Annotated in this window: 6 protein-coding genes; 2 read left to right on the top strand and 4 right to left on the bottom strand. The window is 74.9% G+C overall.

All coding sequences use genetic code 11. From position 1 onward, the window contains the following. The 4 genes from GTW43_RS20775 to GTW43_RS20760 form a co-directional block, all read right to left on the bottom strand. On the bottom strand, positions 1-848 hold an 848-nt coding region (locus tag GTW43_RS20775), incomplete at its 3' end, for a glycosyltransferase (protein ID WP_161303524.1). Further along, a complete protein-coding gene (locus GTW43_RS20770) occupies positions 845-1,969 on the bottom strand; it encodes a glycosyltransferase family 1 protein (RefSeq protein WP_161303523.1) in 1,125 nt (374 codons plus the stop codon). The genes GTW43_RS20770 and GTW43_RS20775, both read right to left, overlap by 4 nt. 154 nt (positions 1,970-2,123) lie before the next feature. Next, on the bottom strand, positions 2,124-3,536 hold the full coding sequence (locus tag GTW43_RS20765) for a HEAT repeat domain-containing protein (RefSeq protein ID WP_161303522.1): 1,413 nt from the start codon (positions 3,534-3,536) through the stop codon (positions 2,124-2,126). A gap of 279 nt (positions 3,537-3,815) precedes the next feature. Further along, a complete protein-coding gene (locus GTW43_RS20760) occupies positions 3,816-4,208 on the bottom strand; it encodes an ankyrin repeat domain-containing protein (RefSeq protein ID WP_161303521.1) in 393 nt (130 codons plus the stop codon). A 256-nt stretch (positions 4,209-4,464) separates the two neighbouring features. Between GTW43_RS20760 and GTW43_RS20755 the strand changes: the two genes are divergently transcribed. Both GTW43_RS20755 and GTW43_RS20750 read left to right on the top strand, forming a co-directional pair. Beyond that, positions 4,465-4,659, top strand: coding sequence for a hypothetical protein (locus tag GTW43_RS20755; protein ID WP_161303520.1), 195 nt, complete (start codon positions 4,465-4,467; stop codon positions 4,657-4,659). Between the two features lie 37 nt (positions 4,660-4,696). Next, the coding region (locus GTW43_RS20750; protein ID WP_161303519.1) for a hypothetical protein at positions 4,697-5,934 on the top strand (1,238 nt) is incomplete at its 3' end.

The raw sequence follows: 5,934 nt of genomic DNA, 5'->3' as shown, positions 1-5,934 counted from the left end.
AGGCACACGTCCGCGCTCGCCTGGAGCGCGGCGAGGGCGCCCCGGTCGGCCAGGTGCCCGAGGAAGGTGACGGGCAGCCGCCGGGCCGCGGCCCGGTGTTCGAGGCGAGCGCGCAACGGACCGTCGCCCGCGACGACGAGCCGGGCGCGCAGACCGGACGCCCGCAGCGCGGCGATCGCGTCCAGGGCGGTGCCGGGCCGCTTCTCCACGGACAGCCGGGTGCACATGACGAGCAGGACCTCGTCCTCGCGCGCGAGGCGGGCTCGCAGGGCGGGGTCGTACCGGTGCGGCGTGCAGGCCGCGAGGTCGACGCCGAGCGGCGCCCGGACGACGTTGCGCGCCCCGATCCGGACGAACTCGCGCTCGGCCCATTCGGTCGTGCAGACCACGCGCGTGTAGGCGTGCGCGGTACGGGCGTTGAGCGCGTCCGCGGCCCGGCGGGCGGCGGGTTCGGGCAGCCCCCAGGTGTGCAGCACACCGTGGGCGGTCTCGTGCGAGACCATCACGGCGGGCACCCGGGCGCGGCGGGCCCACGCGCCGGTCCAGCGCAGGGTGGTCCGGTCGGAGACCTCGAGTCGGTCGGGCCTCAGTCCGGCGAGCAGGTCGGCCGTACGGCGCCGGTCGGCGAGGACGCGGTAGCCCCCGGTGCCGGGCAGGAGCGTGCCGGGCAGGGTGATGACGCGTCCCTGGGCGGTGTCCCGGTCGTCGTGGCGCTCTCCGGGGACGACGAGCACAGGCTCGTGCCCGGCGGCGCGGTAGCCCGCGCCCAGCTCCCGCAGGGCGGTGCGCAGGCCGCCCGAGGAGGGGGCGACGAAGTTCGCGAGGCGGACGATCCGCAGGCCGCTCATGCCGCCACCGCCGTGCGCGTGTGCAGGACGTCCTCGTAGTGCTCGATGAGCTGGTCGCCGACGGCCTCCCAGGTGCGGCCGGCGACGGCGGTGCGGCCGGCGGCGCCGTAGGCGGCGCGCCGGGCGGGGTCGGCGGCGAGGGAGCGGACGGCGTCGCGCACGGCCTCGGCGTCGCCGGGCGGGACGAGCAGTCCGGTCCTGCCGTGGCCGACGAGGTCGAGGGGGCCGCCGGCGGCCGGGGCGACCACCGGGACGCCGCTGGCCATGGCCTCCTGCACCGTCTGGCAGAAGGTCTCGAAGGGGCCGGTGTGCGCGAAGACGTCCAGCGAGGCGAAGACGCGGGCCAGTTCGTCCCCGGTACGGCGCCCGAGGAAGACGGCGCCGGGCAGCGCGGCGCGCAGGGACGGTTCGCTCGGGCCGTCCCCGGTGACGACGACCCGGACCCCGTCGAGGCCGCAGGTGCGCGCGAGGAGCTCGACCTGCTTCTCGGGGGCGAGCCGGCCCACGTAGCCGACGAGCAGTTCGCCGTGCGGTGCGAGCCGGGCCCGCAGCGCCTCGTCGCGCAGGGCGGGCCGGAACCGTGCGGTGTCGACGCCGCGGGGCCACAGCCGCACCCGGGGCACGCCGTGTGCCTCGAGGTCGCGCCGTGCGGCGGTGGACGGGGCGAGGGTGCGGTCGGCGGCGGCGTGCACGCTGCGGATGCGCCGCCAGGCGGTGCCCTCGCCGGTGCCCATGTAGGTACGCGCGTAGCCGGCGAGGTCGGTCTGGTAGACGGCGACGGCGGGGACGCCGTGCCGGGCCGCGGCGGCCATGCCGCGCACGCCGAGCACGAACGGGCTGGCGAGGTGGACGAGTTCGGCCCGGTGCGCGGAGACGGCCTGGGCGACGCGGCGGCTGGGCAGCGCGACGCGCACCTGGGGATAGCCGGGCAGCGGCAGCGAGGGGACGCGGACGACCGGGCAGGGGGCGCCCGCGTCGGCGCCGGGTCCTGCGGCGGTGGCCGGGGCGACGACGAGGGGGTCATGACCGCGGGCGGCGAGGTGCCGCGCGGTCTGCAGGGCGCAGTGCGCCACACCGTTGATGTCGGGAGGGAAGGACTCGGTCACGATGACGACACGCATAGGGGTGTTCTCGCCGCGCCGGACGTGGTCACGTCGACGTGGATCTGTCCGGGCGAGGAACGTCCCATGAGCGTTGCGCGGCCCTGGGGAACGCCGTGGGAAACGGCAGGAGGCGGCCCCCCGACCGGCGGGCCACCTCCCGTGTTTCAGCAGGTCACAGCGCTGGCGCGTCGGGTCCGATCCGGCTGCGCACGGCGGTCTGCACCTCGGCCTCCTCGGCCGGGTCGGCGGCGAGGCGGCGCAGCTGGTCGACGACGCGGGCGTCACCGGTCTCGGCGTGCCGGGCGGCGATCTCGCGGGTGGACTCCTCGCAGTCCCACAGGCACTCGACGGCGAAGCCCGCGGCGAAGGAGGGGTCGGTGGCGGCGAGGGCGCGGGCGGCCTGCCCGCGCAGATGGGAGGAGGCGGTCTCGCGGTAGACGTGGCGCAGCACGGGGGCGGCGCCGGCGATCCCGAGGCGGCCCGCGCCGTCGACGAGCGGCCAGAGGGTGGGGGCGTCGGGGCCGTCGCCGCGGACGGCCTCGCGCAGTGCCCACAGGACGAGCTCGCGGTCCTGGGCGCCGCCTCGGCAGGCGAGGACGCGTCCGGCGGCGGCGCCGAGCGCGTCGGGCCTGCGGGCCCACTGCCGGGCGCGCTGCACGGTGGCGATGCTGCGCATGCGCTCGAAGGAGTCGAGCGCGGCGTCCACGACCGCGCGGGAGGGGCTCTCCACGGCGGCCTCGACCAGGTCGAGCACCTCGGGGTCGTGCGCGTCGGAGAGGTAGCGCAGGGCGGTGCAGCGGGCGCCGTCGGTGCCCTCGCGGGCGGCCCGGACGATCGCGGTGCGGTCCTCGGGGCCGGCAACGGCGGTCAGGCAGCGGGCGGCGGGCACGTACAGCACGGCGCCGCGCTCGAAGCCCTCCTGGGCCCAGTCGAAGACCGCCTGGACGCTCCATCCGGGCCGGGGTCCGGAGGGCTGCATCTGGCGCTGCCAGCGGTCGAAGGACCCGGCCTCCCGTGCGGCCCGGACGCGGGCGCCCACGTGGGGGCGCGGATCCTCGGCCCACAGCCGCCAGGGCCGGGGTTCGAAGGCGTCGCGCACCGCGGCCACGAGCTCGGCCTCGGCGTGTTCGTGGAAGCGGGCGAGGACGGGCTCGGCGAGGGCGCGCAGGCCCGCGTCGTCGTCGCGCAGGGCGAGCTCGTCGAGCGCCCACGTCCAGTTCGCCCCGAACGCCGCGTACCTGCGGAGCAGCTCGAGGGCGTCCCGCCTGCCGTACGAGGCGAGGTGGCCGAGGACGGCGAGGGCGAGCCCCGTGCGTGACTCGTCGGTGTCGACGAGGTCCTCGGGGTCAAAGAGGTGGGCCTCGATCTCCTCGAGCTCACCGTGGAGGTCGAGGTAGAGGCGGGCGTAGTAGAGCGAGCGGTTCTCGACCTGCCAGTCGTGGCGGGGGTCGCTCCGCACACAGTGGTGGAGAGCCGCGAGCGCCTCGTCCCGCGGCGCCGTCAGCGCGTGCAGGGTGCCGTCGCCGCGGCCCCTCTGCAGCAGGCCGAGCAGCGTACCGCTGGGCGCTATGACCGGTTCGAACATGGGAAACAGCCTCACATCAAGCGTCGACGCAACCGGGGATCCGCACCTACCTGGTCACGCGACAACACGTCGGAGTGCCCGCCGTCTCTTGCTTGCTGTAGACCATCTCTCTGCCTCTCGTCCAAGGCCCGATGCGGGCCGCTTACGGCCCGCGCGGCACGTGGGCACCACCTGCCCCGCCGTCGCGTCCGTAAATCACGCCGTCATCATGACCCAGCGGTTCCACCCGCCGCGACCACATTTCCTGCACCCCCGTCGTGCCTGGTCAAAGCCGGTGCGTCAGGACGCTCCGAAGAGCTCCAGGAGCTCGGTCTTCCCGAACATCCGGGCCGTGTCGAGGGCCGACGGCGTGCCCGCCGCCGGGTCCGCGCCGCCGTCCAGGAGGACGCGGATCACGGCGTCGGCGCCTTTGAAGACGGCGCCGGCGAGCGGGGTCTGGCCCTTGTCGTTGGCGCGGTTCACCTCGGCGCCGCGCTCCACGAGGGCGCGCACCGCGTCGGGGTGGCCGTGGTAGGCGGCGAGCATGACGAGCGTGTCACCGCGGTCGTTCGTGAGGTTCGCCGGGACACCGGCGTCCACGTACCCCGCGAGCGCCTCGGTCTCGCCGCGGCGGGCGAGGTCGAAGATCTTGGTGGCCAGCTCCACGACCTCGGAGTCGGGTGCCTCGCTCATCGGCCGGACCGCCTTTCGCAAACGTGCCTGGTACAGCCGTGCGGCCGTACGAGTGAATCGACAGAGTACTGCCCGCGGGGAGCACATGACGCGCTCCGGCCGAGGCAAGGATCGATGGGCGCGACGCCCCTCGCACGCCACACCAAATGAGTGAAATCCAGGAAATTCCACCCATTTGCACCTTTTGTCGTATAGATACATGCTGTGAGCCTGGAAGTACTCATGGTGACTGTCCCCACCAACCAGGAGAACCCTCATGATCCTGTCCATCTCGGGCGTCGTGCTGCTCGGCATCATCGTCTTCCTGTTCTTCCGCAAGGACGGACTCAAGGCCTCGCACGGACTGGTCTGCGCCCTCTTCGGCTTCTACCTGGCGGGCACGGCCATCGCCCCGAGCATCAAGGCGGGCGGGCAGAGCCTCGCCAGCCTGCTCGGCGGGATCAAGTTCTGACGGCCCATCCACCCGCACTCACCTTCAGGAGACCGACGTGGCCAGGCGTCCACTCCCCCGCATTCTGAGCACCGGCGGCGCATCCATCGCCCGGAGCCGGGAAATGGCACGGACGGCCGCCGACGGCGCCACCGACGTCCTCCATCCCCTCATCACGGTCACCCGTGGACTGCGCCGGCTGGCGGCCGCCGGGCGGCGCAAGTGGATCGACACCCCCAAGGACCGGCGCGGACCGCTGCTGTTCCTGGTGGGGGCCGTGATCCTGGTCGTGGTGTTCGTCCCGTACGGGCCGCTGCTGGCGCTCATCGTGCTGATGGCGGCCGCGGGATGGAAGGGCCGCGACCCCAAACCGCCGGCGCAGACCGGCCCCGACGCCTCACAGGTGCAGCGCCTGAGCGCGGTCTACGAGGCACTCGTCCCGTACTTCTCGGTCCCCGAGGACCCGAACCCGCTGTACGCGCACGGCGGCGCGTGGGAGCAGGCCTTCGAGACGTACGACTTCGACGGGGACGGCCGCTTCGACCGGCTCTCGATCCGCTACCCCGCCTACTTCACGGACGGCGAGGCCGCGTCCCGCGCGCGGATCGAGCAGCTGCTCCACGCCAAGCTGGGCCGGGGCCGCGAGTACCACTTCACGTGGGACGAGGAGGGAAACCACCTCACGGTGACCGTCCTCGCCCCGCTGCCCACCGGGATCACCGCCCAGCCCTTCGTCACGTCGCCGGGCGAGACCGTGCTCGGCTTCACGGACGGGACGGCCGTGCAGCGCACCCTCCCGGTCGTCGACGGCGACGAGCGGCGCGACGTGCCGCCCGTCGTCTGGCGCACCGGGCCGCGCTCCACCGAGCCGCACCTGCTCGTCGCGGGCCGCCCCGGCAGCGGCACGACGTCACTGGTGCGCTCCGTCGCGCTCCAGGCGCTCGAGGACGGCGACGTGCTGATCGTCGAGGGCGGCGGCACCGGGGAGTACGCCTGCCTGGTCGGGCGCTCCGGCGTCCTGGCCGTGGAGTGCGGCCTCGCCGGGGCGCTCGCCGCACTGGAGTGGGCCGCGCACGAGACGGAGCGCCGGCTCATCGCGGCGAACCGCGCCCGGCAGGCCGGCCGCCCTGCGCCGGAGGACACCCGGCGCCCGCTGTGGATCCTGCTCGACCGGCCGAGCGCACTCGGCCACCTCGCGGCGGCCGACGGGCGCACGGACCCGCAGGCGCTGCTCCAGGTCCCCCTGCGGCACGGCCGCGCGGCGGCGGTCACGGTCGTCGTCGCCGAGCAGCTGGA

Origin of the sequence: Streptomyces sp. SID5785, from assembly GCF_009870065.1 — a bacterium.
In the GTDB taxonomy this organism is placed as follows: Bacteria; Actinomycetota; Actinomycetes; order Streptomycetales; family Streptomycetaceae; genus Streptomyces.
This window is presented reverse-complemented; position numbering and strand designations above follow the sequence as displayed.

Coding starts and splice junctions, on each gene's coding strand:
- GTW43_RS20770 (WP_161303523.1), bottom strand. CDS start 1,969: ATGCGTGTCGTCATCGTGACCGAGTCCTTCCCTCCCGACATCAACGGT.
- GTW43_RS20765 (WP_161303522.1), bottom strand. CDS start 3,536: ATGTTCGAACCGGTCATAGCGCCCAGCGGTACGCTGCTCGGCCTGCTG.
- GTW43_RS20760 (WP_161303521.1), bottom strand. CDS start 4,208: ATGAGCGAGGCACCCGACTCCGAGGTCGTGGAGCTGGCCACCAAGATC.
- GTW43_RS20755 (WP_161303520.1), top strand. CDS start 4,465: ATGATCCTGTCCATCTCGGGCGTCGTGCTGCTCGGCATCATCGTCTTC.